The sequence below is a fragment of the Streptantibioticus rubrisoli genome (assembly GCF_024436055.1).
GTDB lineage: Bacteria > Actinomycetota > Actinomycetes > Streptomycetales > Streptomycetaceae > Streptantibioticus_A > Streptantibioticus_A rubrisoli.
On sequence record NZ_JANFNH010000015.1, the window covers coordinates 22,637 to 42,739 of the forward strand.

The following is a 20,103-nucleotide window of genomic DNA, read 5'->3' on the forward strand; positions in this document are numbered from 1 at the left end:
GGGCCGGGGGCGGCTCAGGCCGCGCCGTACGGCTTGGCGTCGAGGATCTTCACCGACGCCTTCTTGCCGTTCGGCAGCTCGTACTCGGCCTCGTCACCGGCCTTCTTGCCGTTGACCGCCGCGCCCAGCGGGGACTGCGGCGAGTAGGTCTCGACGTCCGAGGAGATGCCCTCGCGGGACCCCAGCAGGAAGGTCACGGTGTCATCGGGGTCGCCGTCGAAGGCGATCGTGACCACCATGCCGGGCGCGACCACGCCGTTGTCTGCGGGCGCCTCGCCGACCTTCGCGTGCTGGAGCAGCTGGGTCAGCTGGCGGATCCGCAGCTCCAGCTTCCCCTGGTCCTCGCGCGCCGCGTGGTAACCGGCGTTCTCCTTGAGGTCGCCCTCCTGGCGGGCTTCCTCGATCTTTGCCACGATCTCGGCGCGGGCGGGACCCGACAGGTGCTCCAGCTCGGCCTTGAGCTGGTCGTACGCCTCCTGGGTGAGCCAGGTGACGTTGTCGCTGGTCTGGGTCACAGGTGCTCCTCGTCGGTACTCGGCTTGCTGCTTACTTGTGCTGCTTGTCTTCAGTCCTACTGCCTGGCTCCGGCTCGTTCCAGCTGGTTCCAGATGCACTTAACGCCCTTCCGACAGCCTGCGGCCGTGCGGACGGGCGAAACCACGAGCGTAACAATTACCGCCGACGACCGGGAGAAGGAAGCCGTTAAATTCCGCCCCGCGCCGGTCCGGCACCGAGGGCGTCAGTGCTGGTCAGCGGCCTTGCAGCGGAGAAGTTCGGCGGTGGTTCCGCGCGCCGTGGTGCGGATCGTCACGGTGGTGTCCACCGTGGTGGCCGGACCTGCGACGGTCACGTCCTTGCGGCCCACCTCGGACTGGTCCGCACCCTGCGAGCGCAGGGTGCACACGGCGGTCTGGCCACTGTCCTTGTGGACCTCCAGATGGGCCCGCACCGCGCTGTCGGAGAGCACCTCGAAGGTGACCACCTGGCCGCTGACCGTGTTGGTGGCCAGGTACCACCAGCCACCGATGCCCACGCCCAGCAGCAGCGCCCCGCCCAGCACGCCACCCAGCAGCTTCAACCGCCGGTCGGTGGACGCGCTGTCCGCGCGCCCGTAGCGCCCCTCGGGCAACCGGTCGCGCACCGCGCTCATGATCGATCCTCCAGCGAAGGGGCCACGGAATTATTCACGCCCCCGCGTCGGTCACTATAGAGGGCGTCGCTAGACCTACTGACCCCGCTCCCGTAGCCATTCCTTCAGCGTGAGGACCTTTGCCTTGACCGATCAGCTGCGACTGATGGCCGTGCACGCGCATCCCGACGACGAGTCCAGCAAGGGCGCGGCGACGATGGCCAAGTACGTGTCCGATGGCGTGGACGTGCTGGTGGCCACCTGTACCGGTGGTGAGCGCGGCTCCGTGCTGAACCCCAAGCTCCAGGGGGACCCTTACATCGAGGAGCACATCCACGAGGTGCGGGCCAAGGAGATGGACGAGGCCCGGCAGATCCTGGGCGTCAAGCAGGCCTGGCTCGGCTTCGTCGACTCCGGGCTGCCCGAGGGCGACCCGCTGCCGCCGCTGCCGGAGGGCTGCTTCGCACTGCAGGACGTCGAGGAGGCCGCGGGCGCGCTGGTCAAGCTGATCCGGGAGTTCCGGCCGCATGTGATCACCACGTACGACGAGAATGGCGGGTACCCGCACCCCGACCACATCATGACCCACAAGATCTCCATGGTGGCCTTCGACGCCGCCGGGGACCCGGAGCGTTACCCGGGTACGGGCGAGCCGTGGACGCCGCTGAAGCTCTACTACAACCAGGGCTTCAACCGGGCACGCACCGTCGCGCTGCACGAGGGGCTGCTGGCCCGGGGCCTTGAGTCGCCGTACGGGGAGTGGCTGGAGCGCTGGGAGAAGATGGACCGCCCGGACCGGGAGATCACCACGTTCGTGCCGTGCGCCGACTTCTTCGAGATCCGCGACAAGGCGCTGCTCGCGCACGCCACGCAGATCGACCCCGACGGGTTCTGGTTCCACGTGCCGATGGACGTGCAGAAGGAGATCTGGCCGACCGAGGACTACGAGCTGGCCAAGTCCCGGGTGGACACCACATTGCCGGAATCGGACCTCTTCGCGGGTGTCCGTGAGGCGGGGTAGACAATGGTTCTCGTGAACGCTTCCTTGGCTCCGGCGGCCGCGCATCTGGTGCAGCTCGCCGACTTCGACCAGAACAAGGTGACGCCGGGCCTGATCGGGTTCGTCGTCTTCGCGGCGATCGGCGCGGCCGTGTGGCTGCTCATGAAGAGCATGAACAAGCAGTTCGGGAAGATCGACTTCGAGGAGGCGCCCTCCTCGAAGTCGATCAAGAAGGAGGGTTAGGTCTGGGGGACTTCGTCCCCCAGACCCCCGACCGACAACCTGTCGCGTGACGCGCGTGTCGGGGTCATGCCCAGACGCCACACCTCCCAGGGCTCGCCCGGCTGGAGGCCGCGTTGGAGGATCAGCGACCAGGACTGGGCGTACTCCTCCAGTGACGGGTCGCGGCCCTCGTGCCCGCTGGCCAGCAGCGCCGCCAGGTCCTCCTGGGCGGTCTTCGCGCCCGGCCCGGACAGCAGCGGCAGCACGGTGCAGCGCAGGAAGCGGGCCCAGTCCTCGCCCCGGCGGTCGCCGACGCTGACGAACAGCCGCCCGGCCTCCTCGGTCAGCTCCAGCGCCTCCTGGAACCGGCCGTTGCCCGCGTCGATCACCGCCAGCTCCAGGCAGGACCAGGCCTCTCCGTGCGGGACGCCCACCTTGCGGAAGTCCTGCCGGGCGTCCTGCAGCAACTGCCGGGCGAAGCCGCTGTTGCGCAGGTTGCCGACCTGCCGGGCGCGCTGGTCCCGGGTGAGCCGCCCCGAGTGGTGGCGGGCGCAGGCCAGCCCGTACAGATCGCGCATCCGGTTGAACATGGTGCGGGCCCGCTCCAGCGAGCGCAGCGCCTCGTCCGCGTCGCCCGCCTCCTCCTGCGCCTGGCCCAGGTAGTACAGCGTCCACGCCTCGCAGCGCGCGTCCTCGTTCTCCCGGTGCCTGCCCAGCGCCTCGTGCAGCGCCTGTACGGCCTCCGCCGCCGCGCCCCGCACCAGCAGGGCGCGGGCCAGCTGGGTCAGCGTCCAGGCGGTGCCGCGCTGGTCGTGGGTGACCTCGTACTCGCGCTGCGCCTCGTGCAGCGCCTGCTGCGCGCGCTCCACGTCGCCGAGTTGCAGATAGACCTGCCCGAGCTGCATGTGCGCCCACGCCTGGCCGTGCGTGCTCTCGCTCTCCTGGTGCAACTCCAGCGCGGTCAACAGGAGTTCACGCGCCTGTTCCACCTGCCCCATGTCGCGCAGCACCGCCGCCAGGGCGTGCTGGGTCCAGGCGCGGTCGCCGCGCAGCGCGTCGGTGTTCTGCAGCTCCAGCGCCTCGCCCAGCTTGGCCGCCGCCTCCCGCAGGTTGCCCTGGTGGTGCAGGGTGATGCCCAGGCTGCACAGCGCGCGGGCGGCGCCCGCAGGATGCTGCGCCTCGAAGTACAGGTTGACCACCGACGTCAGCGTGGAGCGCGCCCGGTCCAGCTCGCCGAGCTGCCGCGCCGCGATACCGGTGCGCCACTGCACCGACCGCACCAGCAGCCCCTGGTCGACCTCCTGCGTCAACTCGCTGATCTCGCCCAGCCGGTAGAGGTCGCCGCGCAGCAGGCAGTAGTCGCACAGCGCGCCCAGCAGATGCAGCACCGCCGCCTGGTCCACGCCCTCCGCGCGGCGCACCGTCGCCGTGATGAAGCCCGACTCGTCGTCCAGCCAGCGCAGCGCCTGGTCCAGTGAACGGAAGCCGTGCGAGCCGACCGCGCCCTTGACGAACGAGTCGGCCCGGGTGGAGGTCTTTCCGTCGACCAGCCGGATCACCGAGTCGGCCAGCTCCGAGTAGGTGCGGATCAGCCGTTCCTGCGCGGCGGTCTGCTCGTCCGGCTGCTCCTCGTCCAGCAGCCTGGCCTGCGCGAAGCCGCGCACCACATCGTGCAGCCGGTAGCGGCCGCCCCGGACGTGTTCGATCAGTCCGGCGTGTGCCAACTCCTCCAGCCTGCGCCCGGCTTCCTTCTCGTCGGTGTCCAGCAGCGCGGCGGCCGCCGCCGCGCCCAGGCTGGCCCGACCGGCCAGCGCCAGGCGGCGCAGCAGACGGCGGGAGACCTCGGACAGGTCGCGGTAGCGCAGTGCCAGCGCCCGCTCCAGCGGATCCACCGGCCCGTACACATCGAGGTCGTCGGCGAGCCCGCGCAGTGTACGCGCGCCCAGCGAGGACCCGGCGATGGTCAGCGCCAGCGGCAGCCCGCCGCACAACCGCCGCACCCGCTCGGCCGACTGCGGGTCCTCCGCGACCGCGTCGCCCGCCAACTCCCGTAGCAGCTCCCGGGCTTCCGGCTCGTCCAGCGCCTCGACCGGCAGGTCGTGCACCCACGCGGTGGTGGAGTCCAGCTCCAGCGGGGCGGCCGTGGTCACCAGGATCAGGCTCTCGGAGCGCTCCGGGATCAGGGCGCGCACCTGCTCGGCGTCGCAGGCGTCATCGAGGATGATCACCGCGGGCGTGTCGGTGAGGTGCTTTTGGTACTGCTCGCCCAACCGCCGCAAGTGCTGTTCCTGGTTGGGCCGTTCGCGGAACAGCAGTTGCTCGCGGGGCGCGCCGAGCCGGTTGAGGATGTGCAGCAGCGCCTCCCGCGTGGTCAGCGGCGGCTGGTCGACGGCTCCGCCGCGCAGCGGAACCAGGCAGGCGCCCCGGAACTGGTCCTTCAACTGCTCGGCGGCGCGCACCGCGAGCGCGCTGCGGCCGGAGCCGGTCGGGCCGCAGAGCATCACCACGGTCGGCTTGGTCTCGATGGCGGCGCGGGCCTGCTGCACCCACTGGCTGATCCGTGCCAGATGGCCGCGCCGCCCGGTGAACGGCCCGTCGCCCTGCGGCAGCAGCTCGAACGACTGGGCCAGCAGGGCGCGTTGCCGGGCGGCGGCGCTGCGGTCGCTCCGCTTGGCCTGGGCGGGAACGGAGGACTTCGCCGTCTTCTTCAGTATCGGCGTGGCGGGCGGGGCCACCCGCTGCTGCTCCAGGAACGGCCGCACCCCTCGTCGCTCCAGCGCCACCAGCCACTGCTGCCGCAACTGCTCCAGGTCGCCGGGCTGTTCGCCCCCGCGCCTCTGGACGACCGACCGGGCACCGCTGACCGCCGCGGCCGCCACGGCCACCGCCACCCCGGTCAGCAGCGAGCCGCCCGCCGACAGCCCCTGCCCGAGGTCCACCGCGAACGCGGTCACCCCGCACACCCCGGCCAGCAGCACGGGCGCCCCCGCCGTGCCGGGGCGCGGTGCCACAGCCCCGGCCTCGGCGGCGCGCCGGTACGCGGCGTACTCCTCGGCGGCGTTCGCCGCGATGTCGTCGAGCGCGGCGCGCCCCCGCTCCAGCAGCGCGTTCGCGTCCACCTGGCGCTTGGAGCGGGTGGCGCGCTGGGTCTCCTCGGTGACGGCGCGCTGGAGCAGCCGCTCCGCCTCGGCCCGGTCCGGTGCGGCGAGCGCGGGCGGCCCCCCGGCGGTCGGATTGGGTTGGTTCACCGTTCTTCCCCCTTGGTCAGCGGCCCACTTGTGTCCTGCAGTGTCCCGCCTGACGCGGGTGAACGCGACAGTCCACGAGGGTGTGTTCCGGCTCCGCGAGATCGTTGGGGTCAGGTACCGGCCAGTTCCATAAGGTAGTCGCCGTAGCCGGAGGCGGAGTTGGCGATGAACTCCTTGCCGAGCGTGGCGAGTTGCTGCTCGTCGATGAACCCCATGCGGAAGGCGACCTCCTCTATGCACGCCAGTCGTATGCCCTGGCGCTTGGCGAGGACCTGTACGAACATCGCGGCGTCCATGAGGCTTTCGTGAGTGCCGGTGTCGAACCAGGCGCAGCCTCGGCCGAGGTCGACCAGTCGGGCCTTGCCCCGCTCGACGAAGATCCGGTTCAGGTCGGTGATCTCCAACTCCCCGCGGGCCGAGGGCTTCAGCCGGGTCGCGAGGTCGGCGGCCTCGTTGTCGTAGAAGTACATTCCGGTGACCGCCAGGTTGGAGCGCGGAGCCGTGGGCTTCTCCTCCAGTGAGGTGACCCGGCCCGCGTCGTCGACGGTGGCCACGCCGTACCGTCGGGGGTCCGCCAGGCGGTATCCGAACAGGGTGCAGCCGTCGAGCCGGGTGCGCTCCCGGCGCAGCGTCTCAGTGAGCGCGTTCCCGTAGAAGATGTTGTCGCCCAGGATGAGGGCGAACCGCTCGTCGCCGATGAAGTCGCGCCCGATCCGCAGCGCGTCGGCGAGGCCGCGCGGCCGGTCCTGGACGGCGTAGCTCAGCTCAAGCCCCAACCGGCTGCCGTCACCGAGGAGTTGACGGTAACTCTCGATGTGCTCCGGGTTGCTGATGATGAGGATCTCCCGGATCTGCGCCAGCATCAGCACGGACAGCGGGTAGTACACCATCGGCTTGTCGTAGACGGGAAGCAGTTGCTTCGACGATACGGCGGTGATCGGGTGCAGCCGGGTGCCCGATCCTCCCGCCAGGAGTATTCCGCGCATGAACTGTCTCCGTTTCGGTTGCCCGCTGTGCGGGAGGCCGGGCCGCGGGGCCGCCTCAGGCCGGTTGTGCCGCGGCGGTGGCGTCGCACAGCGGCTGCCACCACTGCGGGTTGTCGCGGTACCAGGTGATCGTTTGGGCGAGTCCGGTCTGGAACGGAACCTTCGGCGCGTATCCCAGGGCCCGCAGCTTGCCGTCGTCCATCGAGTAGCGGCGGTCGTGCCCGGCCCGGTCGGGCACGTGCCGGATGCGCTCCTCGTCGGCGCCGCAGGCCTCCAGGATGAGCTGGGTGAGCCGCAGGTTGGTCAGCTCCTCACCGCCCGCGATGTTGTAGACCTCGCCCGGTTTCCCCTTTTCCAGCACGAGTTGGATGCCGCGGCAGTGGTCGTCCACGTGCAGCCAGTCGCGAACGCACAGTCCGTCCCCGTACAGCGGGACCGACCGGCCACGCAGCAGGTTCGTCACGAACAGCGGGATGACCTTCTCCGGGAACTGGTACGGCCCGTAGTTGTTGCTGCACCGGGTGATGCTCACGTCGAGGCCGTAGGTGCGGGCGTAGGAGCGCGCCAGGAGGTCGGCGCTCGCCTTCGTCGCGGCGTAGGGCGAGTTGGGCAGCAGCGGGCTGTGCTCGGTCCATGAGCCGGTGTCTATCGAGCCGTACACCTCGTCGGTCGATACATGGACCACCCGCCCGACTCCGGTCCGCCGTGCGGCCTCGAGTACGGTGTGGGTGCCGGTGACGTTGGTCCGTACGAAGTCGTCGGCGCCGGAGATCGAGCGGTCGACATGGGTCTCGGCGGCGAAGTTGACCACGGCGTCGTGGCCCGGCAGCAGTTCGGTGAGGAGCGGGCCGTCGCAAACATCACCTTGAACGAAGGTGAAGCCAGGGTGAGTTCGGACGGGGTCGAGGTTCGCCGGGTTCCCCGCGTAGGTGAGCTTGTCCAAGGCGGTCACCTGGACCTCGCCCGCGGCGGCGTAAGCGCCGGTCAGGAGCTTGCGAACGTAGTTGGAACCGATGAATCCGGCCGCACCGGTGACGAGTAGACGCACAGGGGCTCCTAAGACCTGGGTGAGCGGTTGCTTCCTGGGCGAGCGCTCCTGGCTCGCCGCCGCAGGGGGCTATCCGCCTGTGTGGTGGTAGATGCCTTGGTTGGAGGGTTGGCTACGGAATCGTGAGGCTTGTGCTGTCGCCCCGGCGCGCGCCCGGTCGGCGGATCCGATGGGCTCCGAGGGACTCCGAGGGGCTCTGATGGAAGGGGTCCGCTGGGCCGGGTGCCTGTCCGGTCACTCTGTGTGAGCAGGGAGTGGCGGCGGCCAGGGCGCCGTTTTCCGTGGTGACGGTCGCATCTCCCGGGATGCGGCGATCCGGCCCGGCGCGCGTTTCGCCAGGCCCCGAGAGCCGCTACCCCCTTTCGGCACCCTCGGGCTTCCGCTGTCGCGCGGCAACTGTCTGTGTTGGCCAATCATCATTTGGCCCGCATTCGGTTGCGTACCACACACATTAACGCTGGCGCGGCTCTCAGTGTAGGTGGGGCAGCCCCCGGGCGCGCCGGTGGACGTGGCCCTGGCGGCCCGTATGTATGTTGCGTGTGTCACTAGTCGGCCAACCGGTATTTTTTTAATCGGCCGTTCGGTCTTTTTTGATCGATTGACACCCCTGGAGGCCGCTGTTAGGGTCAAGAAGGTAAAGTTATTGGCTGCTTGGTTCTAAACGGGGGATGGTTTGACTGTGCAGACCTACGACCTTTATGCCGACCTAATGAAGAGGGTCCTGGCGAACATCATCTACGAGGATCGCCCCACATTTCCGTATGGGATGAATGTCCTCGACAAGAATCAAGCGGACACGATGAAGCCGGGCGCGGAAGGCGCGGAGGAAAAGCGCGGAACGTTTGAGGTGGACCACCGTGCGGGCGGTCTGGACGTGCCGACGGTCGCCCACACCATGATCGGAATGCGGCGCCTGAACAACATCCAGGAGTGCGTGGAGCAGGTGCTCCGCGACGGCGTTCCCGGCGACTTCATCGAGACGGGGGTCTGGCGCGGTGGCGCCTGCATCCTGATGCGCGCGCTGCTCAAGGCGCATGGTGTGACCGACCGGAACGTATGGCTCGCCGACTCGTTCGCCGGTGTTCCGGTGACCTCCGAGGGCAGCCACCCGCTCGACCAGGACATGGAATTCCACAACCTGAACTGGGTGTTGGCCTGCTCCGAGGAGCAGGTGCGGGAGAACTTCTCCCGTTATGGCCTGCTCGACGACCAGGTCAAGTTCCTGCCCGGCATGTTCGCCGACACGCTGCCGAGCGCGCCGATCGACCGGCTCGCGATCCTGCGGATCGACGGCGATCTGTACGAGTCGACCATGGACGCCCTGGTCAACCTGTACCCCAAGCTCTCCGTCGGCGGATTCGCGATCTTCGACGACTACGCGATCCCGGCCTGCAGGCAGGCCGTGCAGGACTACCGGCGTGAGCACGGCATCGACGAGCCGATCGAGACCGTGGACGTCACGGGCGTCTACTGGCGCCGCAAGCACTGATCGCGGTCCTGACCGGCCCGGCTGGGCCTGGTTCGGCCTGGTCTGATCCGCTCGCCTTGCGTTTACGGACCGTGCTGATCGTGTACAGCCTTCGCAGGTGCACGGCGGAAAGCGTCGCCGTGCATCGTGGCCACTGTACGCGGACTCCCGGTATCTTTTTCGGACCTCGTTTCCCCGTTTCCTCGTTTCCTCGATTTCTGCCCGTAGCGCGCGAAATGCGTGCCGATGGTGGCGACCGCTGCACTCGATGGCGAGTCGGCGTTCCAGCCGCATTGCGGATCGTCTGATTCCACGGGACTTCGCCTGTTTTCCTGGCCGCAGTCCGCGTATTCGAGGGCGCCGCATGATGTATTGCCTGCCATAAATGCCGCGCGTGCGCCCACGCATGCGCCGGGGGAGGTGCGACCGTGAAACGCAATATTGGCGACCTTGCTATATTCGGCGGCTCTGCGGCATTCCTGCAGCCGCTTTATGTGGGACGGCCCAACATCGGTGACCGCGCTCGCTTCTTCGACCGCATGAACTGGGCGCTGGACCACCAGTGGCTGACCAACGGCGGGCCGCTGGCGCGCGAGTTCGAGCAGCGGGTCGCGGAACTGGCCGGGGTCCGTTACTGCGTGTCAACCTGCAACGCCACCGTCGCCCTGCAACTGCTCGCCCGAGCCGCGGAGCTGACCGGCGAGGTCATCATGCCGTCGCTCACGTTCCCCGCGACCGCGCACGCGTTCCGCTGGCTGGGCCTGACACCGGTCTTCTGCGACATCGACCCGAAGACCGGCTGCATGGACCCCGCACTGGTCGAAGCGGCGATCACCCCCCGTACCAGCGCCATCGTCCCGGTCCACCTGTGGGGTCGGCCGTGCGCGGTCGACGAGTTGGCGAAGGTGGCGGCCGACCACGGCGTGAAGCTGTTCTACGACGCCGCGCACGGCCTCGGCTGCACGTCGCAGGGGCGGCCGATCGGCGGGTTCGGCCAGGCCGAGGTGTTCAGCTTCCACGCCACCAAGGTGGTCAACGCCTTCGAGGGCGGCGCGGTGGTGACCGACGACGAGGAACTGGCCAACCGGATCCGCGCGATGCACAACTTCGGTTTCGTTCAGGGCCGGGTGTCCACGGAGGCAGGCACCAACGGGAAGATGACCGAAGCCGCCGCCGCGATGGGCCTGACCTCACTCGACGCCTTCGAGGACACGGTACGCCGCAACGAGGCCAACTTCGGCACCTACCAGTCGGAGCTTGCCGGTCTCGCCGGGCTGAAGGTCGTCGACTTCGACCGCGACGAGCGCAACAACTACCACTACCTGATCGTCGAGATCGACGCCGGGATCACCGGCATCCACCGTGACCTGCTCGGCGACGTGCTCAGGTCCGAAAACGTGGTGTGCCAGCGGTACTTCTCGCCCGGGTGCCACGAGATGGAGCCCTACCGCTCCGAGCAGCCGGTGACCCTCCCACACACCGAACAACTCGCGCGGAAGGTGCTCGCCCTGCCCACCGGCCCCACCGTCTCCCGCGAGGACATCCGACGGGTCTGCGACGTCGTACGGCTCACCGTCACACGCGGGCACGAGGTGACCCGCAGGGCGAACGAACGGGCCGCAGCCGTGGTCGGCGGCGAAGGCGAGGAGGACAAATGACGACCGGCAGTGTGCCAGGGACCACCGCCCGGCCCGATGACATCGCCGTGGTCGGACTGTCCTGCCGACTGCCGGGCGCGGCCGATCCGGACGCGTTCTGGCAGCTGCTCATCGGCGGCCGGAGCGCGGTCACCGAGACCCCGTCCACCAGGTGGGACACGGACACCGCGGCGCAGGCGGATCCGGCCGTCAGGTTCGGCGCGTTCCTGGACCGGGTCGACACGTTCGACGCGTCGTTCTTCGGCATCTCTCCACGTGAAGCCGAAGCCATGGACCCGCAGCAACGGCTCATGCTGGAACTCGGCTGGGAGGCGCTCGAAGACGCGGGCATCGTGCCGCGCGACGTCCGGGGCAGCCAACTCGGCGTCTTCGTCGGCGCGGCATCCGACGACTACGCCAAACTGCTGCACCGCGGCGGTGCCGAGGGCATCACCCAGCACACACTGACCGGCTCGCACCGCAGCGCCATCGCCAACCGGCTCTCCTACTTCCTCGGCGCGCACGGCCCGAGCCTGGTCGTGGACACCGCCCAGTCCTCCGCGCTGGTCGCCGTCCACCTCGCCTGCGAGAGCCTGCGCCGCGGCGAGTCCACTGTGGCGCTTGCCGCCGGGGTCAACCTCAACCTGGCACCTGAAAGCGCCCTGGGCGCCGCCAGGTTCGGCGGCCTGTCACCGGACGGCCGCAGCTTCACCTTCGACGAGCGCGCCAACGGCTATGTGCGCGGGGAGGGCGGCGGCGCGGTACTACTCAAACCGCTCGCCGCGGCCGTCGCCGACGGCGACCACATCTACTGCGTCATCCGCGGCAGCGCCACGAACAATGACGGCGGCACCGAGAGCCTGACCGTGCCCAGCCCCGCCGCCCAGCAGGCGGTGCTGCGCGAAGCGTGCCGCCGGGCCGGAATCGCCCCGACGGACGTGCAGTACGTGGAGCTGCACGGCACCGGTACCCCAGTAGGCGACCCCATCGAAGCGGCGGCGCTGGGCGCGGTGTTCGGCGTGGACCGGCCGACCACGGAACCGCTGCTGGTGGGCTCCGCGAAGACCAACGTCGGCCACCTGGAGGGCGCCGCGGGCATCGTCGGCCTCGTCAAGGCCGTACTGAGCGTTGCCCACCGGGAACTGCCGCCGAGCCTGAACTTCCAGCAGCCGAACCCGCACATCCCGCTGGCGGAGCGGAACCTGCGGGTGCACACCGAGTTGGGCGGCTGGCCGTCGCCGGACAGGCAACTGGTCGCCGGGGTAAGTTCCTTCGGCATGGGCGGCACCAACTGCCACGTGCTGCTCACGGAGTGGGCGCCCGCGCCCGTCGAGGCCGCCGCACACACCCCTTCCGTGCTGCCCTGGGTGCTGTCGGCGCGAAGCGAGCCCGCCCTGCGGGCACAGGCGCAACGGCTGCTCACCCATCTCGACTCGACGCCCGATGCCCAACCGGCCGACGTCGCCTACTCGTTGGCGACCTCCCGTACGGCATTCGAGCACCGCGCGGTACTGCTCGGCGCGGACCGCGAGGAGTTCCGCATTGGGCTCGCCGCACTGGCCGACGGGCGGCCGACGGCCGGGGTGCTGCAGGGCAAGGCAGCCCCCGGCCCGGTCGCGTACCTGTTCAGCGGCCAGGGTTCGCAGCGAGCCGGGATGGGCCGCGAACTCTACGGCGAACTACCGGAGTTCGCCGCCGCATTCGACGAAGTCTGTGCCGCGCTGGACGCGCACCTGGACCGTCCGCTCAAGCAGCTCGTGTTCGACGGTGATGCGGAACTGCTCGACCAGACCGGTTACACCCAACCAGCGCTGTTCGCCGTCGAGGTGGCGCTGTTCCGGCTGTTCGAGCAGTGGGCACCGCGTCCCGACTACGTGGCCGGTCACTCCATCGGCGAGCTGACCGCGGCGCACGTCGCCGGTGTGCTGTCCCTGCCGGACGCCGCCGCCCTGGTGGCCGCGCGCGGCCGGTTGATGCAGGCGTTGCCCACCGGTGGGGCGATGGTGGCCGTACAGGCATCCGAGGACGAGGTCCTGCCCCTGCTGTCCCCCGAGGTGAGCATCGCCGCGGTCAACGGCCCTGCCGCCACGGTGCTCTCCGGCGCCACCGACGCGGTTGTGGAGGCCGCCGCCCAACTCGCCGCGCAAGGGCGGAAGACCAAGCGGCTGCGGGTCAGCCATGCCTTCCACTCGCCGCTGATGGACGCCATGTCGGCGGACTTCCGCCAGGTGGCCGAGGGACTGACCTTCCACCGCCCGGTGCTTCCGGTGATATCCAACGTCACCGGCCGCCCGGCCGCCGACGACGAACTGCGCTCGCCCGACTACTGGGTGCGGCATGTACGGGAGACCGTCCGGTTCCTCGACGGTGTCCGATGGCTGGCGGGCCAGGGCGTGACCACTTTCGTGGAACTCGGCCCCGACGGCACGCTCACCGGAATGGCCAGGGACTGCGCACCCGGTGCCTCCTGCGTGCCCGCGCTTCGGGCCGACCGGACCGAGCCGACCGCGCTGAGCGCCGCGATCGGCGCCCTGCACATCGGCGGCCTGGATCCGAACTGGCAAGCCGTGTTCGCCGGTTCTGGCGCACGCCGGGTCCCGCTGCCCACGTACGCCTTCCAGCGGCGCCGCTACTGGGCGGACGTGACGGCAGCCGACGCCCCGGGGCAGGTGAACCCGCCTGTCGAGCAAGAAACCGCCCCGCCGCGGCAGCGCATCGACCAACTGCCGGAGTCCGAACGTGCCCGCGCGATCCTGGACTTGGTGCGCACCCGGATCGCGGTTGTGCTCGGCCATGACACGGGCGAGGAGATCGAGGTCGATCGGCGGTTCCGGGACCTCGGCTTCACCTCGCTGACCTCCGTCGAGCTACGCGACCAGCTCAGCGCGGCAACCGGTCTCGCCCTCAGCCCGACCCTGCTGTTCGACTTCCCGACCCCGCAGGCCGTCGCGGACCGGCTCCTGGCCGAACTGTTCGGCACCGTAACCGAGACCGACGGCGCCGAGCCAACGGCGGTATCCACGGACGAACCGGTAGCGATCGTGGGAATGGCATGCCGCCTCCCCGGTGGCGTCGCATCCCCCGAGGACCTGTGGCGCCTGGTCGTCACCGACGGCGACGGGATCTCCGAATTCCCCACCGACCGCGGCTGGGACATCGAGGCGCTGTACGACACGGACCCGGACCAGCCTGGCAAGACCTACACGCGGTACGGCGGATTCGTGCATGACGCGGGCGAGTTCGATCCGGCGTTCTTCGGTATCTCGCCGCGTGAGGCGCTGGCGATGGACCCGCAGCAGCGACTGCTGCTCGAAACCTCGTGGGAGGCGCTGGAACGAGCCGGAGTCGCCCCGGCCACACTGCACGGCAGCAGGGCCGGTGTCTTCGTCGGCGCCATGTCCCAGGAGTACGGCCCCCGGCTGCACGAAGGCGCCGACGGACACGACGGCTACCTGCTCACCGGCAACACGGTCAGCGTCGCCTCCGGCCGGATCGCCTACACGCTCGGCCTCGAAGGCCCCGCGGTGACGGTGGACACGGCGTGCTCCTCGTCGTTGGTGGCATTGCACCTCGCCGCACAGTCACTACGGCAGGGCGAGTGCACCTTCGCCCTCGCCGGTGGCGCCGCGGTCATGTCCAGCCCCGGCATGTTCGTCGAGTTCAGCCGCCAGCGCGGACTCGCCGCCGACGGCCGGTGCAAGGCGTTCTCCGCGTCGGCCGACGGCACCGCCTGGGCCGAGGGCGTGGGCATCCTGGCACTGGAGCGGTTGTCCGACGCGCGTCGCAATGGGCATCCGGTGTTGGCGGTGTTGCGTGGTTCGGCGGTGAATCAGGATGGGGCGTCGAACGGTTTGACGGCGCCGAATGGTCCTTCGCAGCAGCGGGTGATCCGCCAGGCGTTGGCGAACGCCGGGCTTGGTGCGTCGGATGTGGATGTGGTGGAGGCGCACGGCACCGGCACCCGGCTCGGTGATCCCATTGAGGCGCAGGCGTTGCTGGCGACGTATGGCCAGGGTCGTGAACGTCCGTTGTGGCTGGGATCGTTGAAGTCGAACATCGGGCACGCGCAGGCCGCCGCTGGTGTGGCCGGGGTGATGAAGATGGTTCTGGCGATGCGGCATGGTGTGCTGCCCAAGACGTTGCATGTGGATGAGCCGACACCTCAGGTGGATTGGTCTGCGGGTGCGGTGTCGTTGCTGACGGAGCAGGTTGAGTGGCCGGAGACGGGGCGGCTGCGGCGGGCTGCGGTGTCGTCGTTCGGGATCAGCGGGACGAATGCGCATGTGATCCTCGAGGAGGCGCCTGTTGTTGAGGCGGCTGGGGTCGTGGTGGGCGACGCGCCTGTGCCGTGGGTGGTGTCGGGTAAGAGTGAGGCTGCGTTGCGTGCGCAGGCCGCTCGGCTGTTGGCCTTTGTGGACTCTGCTTCGGGGTTGAGTCCGGCGGATGTGGGTTTGTCGTTGGCTGTGGGTCGTGCGGTTTTTGAGTATCGGGCTGCGGTGGTTGCGGCTGACGTGGCTGGCTTGCGGGCTGGTTTGGCGGCGTTGGCGGATGCGGGTGCGGCGCCGGGTGTGGTGCAGGGCACCGCGGCGGATGAGCGTGCGGTGTTTGTGTTTCCGGGTCAGGGTTCGCAGTGGGTGGGTATGGCGGTGGGTCTGTTGGGCTCGTCGTCGGTGTTTGCGGAGTCGATGCGGGCGTGTGCGGGGGCGTTGGCGCCGTTTGTTGAGTGGTCGTTGCTGGATGTGTTGGGTGATGCGGCGGCGTTGGAGCGGGTTGATGTTGTTCAGCCTGTGTTGTTTGCGGTGATGGTGTCGCTGGCGGCGTTGTGGCGTTCGTATGGGGTGGAGCCTGCCGCTGTGGTGGGGCATTCGCAGGGTGAGATCGCGGCGGCGTGTGTGTCTGGTGCGTTGTCGTTGGAGGATGCTGCGCGGGTTGTGGCGTTGCGTAGTCGGGCGTTGCTGGCGTTGTCGGGCCGGGGTGGGATGGTGTCGGTCTCGCTGCCGGTCGCTGAGGTTACTGGGCGTGTGGAGCGTTGGGGTGGTCGGGTTTCTGTTGCTGCGGTGAACGGGCCGGGCTCGGTGGTGGTCTCTGGTGATGTCGATGCCCTTGATGAACTTCTTGCCGAAGCGGAGGCGGACGGGGTTCGGGCGCGTCGGATTCCGGTGGATTATGCGTCGCATTCGGCGCATGTGGAGGAGATCCGCGACGAACTCCTGACCGTCCTGGCCGATATCACTCCGCGTACTTCCGAGGTGCCGTTCTACTCCACGGTGAGCGTCGAGCGGATCGACACCCGTGTGCTGGATGCCGACTACTGGTACCGCAACCTGCGCCAGACGGTCCGGTTCGAGGAGACCGTTCGCTTGCTGGCGGAGCAGGGGCACCGGTTGTTCGTGGAGTCCAGCGCACACCCGGTACTGACCGTCGGCATCCAGGAAACATCGGAAGAGCTCGTGGCCCTGGGTTCGTTGCGTCGTGATGAGGGCGGCCTGGACCGCTTCTTGCTGTCGCTGGCCGAGGCCCATGTGCACGGTGCCAGCGTCGACTGGGCGACCGTCTTCCCCGGCGCCCGCCGCGTCGACCTTCCGACATACGCGTTCCAACGCCAGCGCTACTGGCTGGAGTCTCGCGGTTCGCAGGCCGTGGACGTGACATCGGTCGGACTGCGCGAGGCCGGGCATCCGCTGCTGGGCGCGGCGGTGGAGCTGCCCGATTCCGGCGGTGTGGTGTTGACCGGTTTGTTGTCCCTGGCCACCCATCCGTGGCTGGCCGATCACGGTGTGCGGGACTCGGTGCTGTTGCCGGGCACGGCATTCGTGGAGCTTGCCATCCGCGCCGGTGACCAGGTGGGCTGCGACCAGGTGGCGGAGCTGACGCTTGAAGCGCCGTTGGTGCTGCCGGAGCGTGACGGCGTCGCGATACGGGTATCGGTCGGCGCCGACGACGGAACCGGGGCACGCCCGCTGGCCGTACATGCCCGGCGCGAGGACGACTCGCTGGAGCCGCAATGGATCCGGCATGCCACCGGGGTGCTGACCAGCGGCCCGGCCGACTCCTTCGACCTCAGCGTCTGGCCGCCCACGGGTGCGGTCGCGGTGGACTGGGACGGCGGTTACGACCGCTGGACGGAGCTGGGTTACCGCTACGGTCCCGCGTTCCAGGGCCTGAAGTCGTGGTGGCGCCTGGGCGATGACGTGTTCGCCGAAGTGGCGTTGTCACCTGAACTCGCCCCGGACGCCAGCCGGTTCGGCCTGCATCCCGCGCTGTTGGACGCCGCCCTGCACGCCGTGGTGGCGCAGGGGTCGGAGTGCCGTTTGCCGTTCACCTGGAGCGGGGTGTCGCTGCAGGCGACCGGTGCCACAACGGTGCGCGTCATGATCTCTCCCACAGGACCGGACGCGGTGTCGTTGCGGTTGGCCGATGTCACCGGACGCCCGGTGGCATCGGTTGAGTCCTTGGCTCTGCGGCCCATGGCGGCCGACCAGGCGCGAACCGGGCTGCCCGACGCGCTGTTCCGGGTGGAGTGGACCGAGCTGGCGCCGCCGTCACAGCCTGTGGGCCGGACCGGGTCGTGGGCGCTGGCCGGTGCCGATGAGTTCAAGCTCGGCGTGGCGCTTGGCGCCCTCGACACCTTCCGTGACCTCGAATCGCTCCCCGATGGGGCCGCGCCGGATGTGGTGCTGGTTACCTGTGTCGGCGACTTCGGGCAGCCCGTCGCGGAGGCAACACACCGTGCCGTCGCGCGTGCGCTCGAACTGGTCCAGGCGTGGCTGGCCGATGAGCGGTTCGCCGACTCGCGGCTGGTCTTCCTCACCCGTGGCGCGGTGGCCGCTGAGCCCGGGAAGGGTGTGCTCGACCTGGTCAACGCCCCGGTGTGGGGGCTGGTCCGGTCGGCACAGGCGGAGAATCCCGGCCGGTTCGTGCTCGTCGACCTCGATGACCACGATGTGTCCGCCGCTGCCCTGCCCACCGCACTGGCCAGCGGTGAGCCCCAACTGGCCATACGAGAAGGAGCGTTGCACGCACCACGGCTGGCCCGGCCAACCGCGTACGAGACGCTGACGCCACCGCAGGACGCGGCGACATGGCGGCTGGACATCACGGACAAGGGCACGCTGGAGAACCTGGCGCTGGTTGGCCTTCCGGAGGCCGCGAGGCCGCTGGAGACCGGCGAGGTGCGCGTCGACATGCGCGCGGCCGGTGTGAACTTCCGTGATGTGGTGCTGGCCCTGGGCATGGTTCCCGACCAGGAAGTGCTGGGCAGCGAGGGTGCGGGCGTTGTGCTGGAGGTCGGGCCGGGGGTGACCGGTCTCGCTCCTGGCGACCCGGTGATGGGCCTGTTCACCGGTGCGTTCGGCCCGGTCGCGATCACCGATCGGCGGCTGGTGGTCAAGATGCCGTCCGGCTGGTCGTTCACGCAGGCGGCTTCGGTGCCGGTGGTGTTCCTCACCGCCTACCACGCGCTACGGCACGACGCCGGGTTGCGTGCGGGTGAGTCGGTGCTGATCCATGCCGCCGCGGGTGGTGTGGGTATGGCCGCGGTGCAGCTTGCGCGGCATTGGGGCGCCGAGGTGTTCGGTACCGCCAGTCCTGGTAAGTGGGATGTGCTGCGTTCACTGGGCTTCGACGACGAGCACATCGCGTCCTCGCGCACCCTCGACTTCGCGGACAAGTTCCCCTCGGGCCTGGACGTGGTGCTGAACTCGCTGGTCAGGGAGTTCGTGGATGCCTCATTGCGGTTGCTGAGGGACGGCGGCCGGTTCGTCGAGATCGGCAAGACGGATATTCGCGAAGCGGACGAGGTCGCCGCCGCGCGCCCTGGTGTCCACTACCGCGTCTACGACCTGTTGACCACCGATCCCGACCTGGTCGCCGAGATGTTGGGTGAGTTGGTGGTGTTGTTCGGTCGTGGTGTGTTGCGGCCGTTGCCGGTGCGGGTTTGGGATGTGCGGCGTGCTCCGGAGGCGTTGCGGTTTTTGAGTCAGGCGCGGCATGTGGGCAAGTTGGTGTTGACGGTGCCGCGTGCGTTGGACCCGGATGGTACGGCGTTGATCACGGGTGCGACTGGTGTGTTGGGTGGGTTGGTGGCCCGGCATCTGGTGGTTGAGCACGGTGTTCGGCGGTTGTTGTTGGTGGGTCGGCGTGGGATGGATGCGCCGGGTGCGGCGGAGTTGGCCGCGGAGCTGTCCGGGCTTGGTGCGGTGGTGACGGTGGCCGCGTGTGATGTGGCGGATCGGGAGCAGCTTGCCGGGTTGCTTGCGGGGATTCCTGTGGAGCATCGGTTGACTGCGGTGGTGCATGCCGCGGGTGTGTTGGATGACGGTGTGGTGGGGTCGTTGACCGCGGAGCGGTTGGGTGCGGTGTTGCGGCCGAAGGTGGATGCTGCGTGGAATTTGCATGAGTTGACGGCTGGGTTTGATCTGTCGTTGTTTGTGTTGTTTTCGTCGGTGTCTGGGTCGTTGGGTGGTGCTGGGCAGGCGAATTACGCGGCGGCGAATGTGTTTCTTGATGGGTTGGCTGTGCATCGTCGTGCGCGGGGTTTGTCGGGTGTGTCGTTGGCGTGGGGGTTGTGGGCTCGGTCGAGTGGGATGACGGGGCATCTTGGTGATGTTGATGTGCAGCGGATGACGCGGGTTGGTGTGGGTGCGTTGTCGGTCGCGGAGGGTCTGGCGTTGTTCGACGCGGCCATCGACCGGCCGGAAGCCACCCTCGTACCAATGCGCCTAGACACCCGGGCACTGCGGGCACAGGACCAGGTGCCAGCGCTGCTGAGCGGGATCGTCCGCGGCACCACCCGACGTACCGCCACCGTCGCGACCGAGTCGGCGGACGCCTCCTCGCTGGCCGGGCGACTGGCCGCGCTGCCCGAAGCCGACCGCCGCCAGCTGGTGTTGGACCTGGTGCGCGAGCACACCGCCACCGTGCTGGGACACGGCACCGCGTCCTCGGTGGACGCCGGTCAGGCATTCAAGGAACTGGGCTTCGACTCGCTGACCGCGGTCGAACTGCGCAACCGTCTCAACGCGGCCACCGGCCTGCGGCTGCGCGCCACCTTGGTTTTCGACCATCCCACCCCGGCCGAGCTCGCCGACCACCTGCGGGCCGAACTGCTCCCGGAGGAGGCGCCCGCAGCCGCCTCGGTGCTGACCGACCTGGACCGGCTGGAACGCGGCTTCGCCGCACTGGACCCGGACGACGGCCTCCGTGCCGAAGTGCGGACGCGACTACAGGGCCTGCTGTCGAACGCAGCGGAAGTCACCGAGGACGCGGGAGTCGCGACCCGTCTGGAGTCGGCGACCACCGATGAGCTTTTCGACTTCATCGACAGCGAACTGGGGATGTCATGACCGGCTACTGCCGGGCGGATC

The 20,103-nt window shown here is 69.3% G+C and carries 10 protein-coding genes; 5 read left to right on the top strand and 5 right to left on the bottom strand.

Translation table 11 applies throughout. The annotated features are described in order from the left end of the window. Window positions 1–14: 14 nt before the first annotated feature. Both greA and NON19_RS15480 read right to left on the bottom strand, forming a co-directional pair. The gene (gene greA / locus NON19_RS15475) at window positions 15–515 is read right to left on the bottom strand and encodes a transcription elongation factor GreA (protein ID WP_255928432.1); all 501 of its coding nucleotides are present in this window, start codon (window positions 513–515) and stop codon (window positions 15–17) included. Between the two features lie 224 nt (window positions 516–739). Next, entirely contained in the window at window positions 740–1,150 is a 411-nt protein-coding gene (locus NON19_RS15480) for a DUF4307 domain-containing protein (RefSeq protein WP_255928434.1), read from the bottom strand. A gap of 124 nt (window positions 1,151–1,274) precedes the next feature. On the opposite strand from NON19_RS15480, the gene mca reads away from it, so the two are divergent. After that, window positions 1,275–2,150 carry a mycothiol conjugate amidase Mca gene (gene mca, locus NON19_RS15485; protein WP_255928437.1) on the top strand — a complete coding sequence of 292 codons (876 nt, stop codon included), beginning with the start codon at window positions 1,275–1,277 and terminating at the stop codon, window positions 2,148–2,150. A 3-nt stretch (window positions 2,151–2,153) separates the two neighbouring features. Beyond that, window positions 2,154–2,372 (top strand): hypothetical protein, encoded by a 219-nt coding sequence (locus tag NON19_RS15490; protein WP_255928439.1) that lies wholly within the window; start codon window positions 2,154–2,156, stop codon window positions 2,370–2,372. Here NON19_RS15490 and NON19_RS15495 read toward each other — a convergent pair. The 3 genes from NON19_RS15495 to rfbB form a co-directional block, all read right to left on the bottom strand. After that, the gene (locus NON19_RS15495; protein WP_255928441.1) at window positions 2,369–5,599 is read right to left on the bottom strand and encodes a tetratricopeptide repeat protein; all 3,231 of its coding nucleotides are present in this window, start codon (window positions 5,597–5,599) and stop codon (window positions 2,369–2,371) included. The two genes, NON19_RS15490 and NON19_RS15495, sit on opposite strands and share 4 nt — an antisense overlap. A 110-nt stretch (window positions 5,600–5,709) precedes the next feature. Then, complete coding sequence (gene rfbA, locus NON19_RS15500) at window positions 5,710–6,585, bottom strand: glucose-1-phosphate thymidylyltransferase RfbA (protein ID WP_255928443.1); 876 nt, start codon at window positions 6,583–6,585, stop codon at window positions 5,710–5,712. Between the two features lie 55 nt (window positions 6,586–6,640). Then, complete coding sequence (rfbB, locus tag NON19_RS15505) at window positions 6,641–7,633, bottom strand: dTDP-glucose 4,6-dehydratase (protein WP_255928445.1); 993 nt, start codon at window positions 7,631–7,633, stop codon at window positions 6,641–6,643. 709 nt (window positions 7,634–8,342) lie between these two features. Between rfbB and NON19_RS15510 the strand changes: the two genes are divergently transcribed. From NON19_RS15510 to NON19_RS15520, 3 genes are all read left to right on the top strand, one after another. Next, window positions 8,343–9,122 (top strand): TylF/MycF family methyltransferase, encoded by a 780-nt coding sequence (locus tag NON19_RS15510; RefSeq protein ID WP_372514145.1) that lies wholly within the window; start codon window positions 8,343–8,345, stop codon window positions 9,120–9,122. A gap of 407 nt (window positions 9,123–9,529) precedes the next feature. Further along, a complete protein-coding gene (locus NON19_RS15515; RefSeq protein ID WP_255928447.1) occupies window positions 9,530–10,759 on the top strand; it encodes a dTDP-4-dehydro-6-deoxyglucose aminotransferase in 1,230 nt (409 codons plus the stop codon). Continuing rightward, window positions 10,756–20,082 carry a type I polyketide synthase gene (locus NON19_RS15520; RefSeq protein ID WP_255928449.1) on the top strand — a complete coding sequence of 3,109 codons (9,327 nt, stop codon included), beginning with the start codon at window positions 10,756–10,758 and terminating at the stop codon, window positions 20,080–20,082. Before NON19_RS15515 ends, NON19_RS15520 begins: the two co-directional genes overlap by 4 nt. The last annotated feature ends 21 nt before the right edge of the window (window positions 20,083–20,103 follow it).